The following is a 326-nucleotide window of genomic DNA, read 5'->3' as shown; positions in this document are numbered from 1 at the left end:
ACTTTGCTGATACGATCATCGACTTCTGCCTTGTTGTAGGCATCAATATCCGCCGCAGTCAGTTGAATGTCTGCTGCCAGCTCTTTGCCATTGACCTTGCGGGTTAATGGGACTTTGCTATTAGCATCTTGAATGGCCGCATTGGCGTGGTTATTGGCAGTTTCCGCCAAATTATTGACATTATCGATCTGTATTTTGACATCTTTGATAATGCCATCAGTTTCTTCTTTACCGTAGGCTCCGACATCAACTGCGTGCAATTCAATGTCAGTTAACAGCTCCTTGCCATTGACTTTACGGATTGATGGAACTTTGCTATTAGCATC

The 326-nt window shown here is 43.9% G+C and carries 1 pseudogene; it reads right to left on the bottom strand.

Going from position 1 to position 326, the window contains the following annotated elements:
• A pseudogene (locus H8A87_RS07515) lies at window positions 1-326 on the bottom strand (phage tail protein); the annotation flags it as partial.

This window comes from Xenorhabdus lircayensis (assembly GCF_016306625.1).
Taxonomy (GTDB): Bacteria; Pseudomonadota; Gammaproteobacteria; order Enterobacterales; family Enterobacteriaceae; genus Xenorhabdus; species Xenorhabdus lircayensis.
The sequence above is the reverse complement of the archived record's forward strand: the minus strand, read 5'-3'. Positions and strand labels throughout refer to the sequence as shown.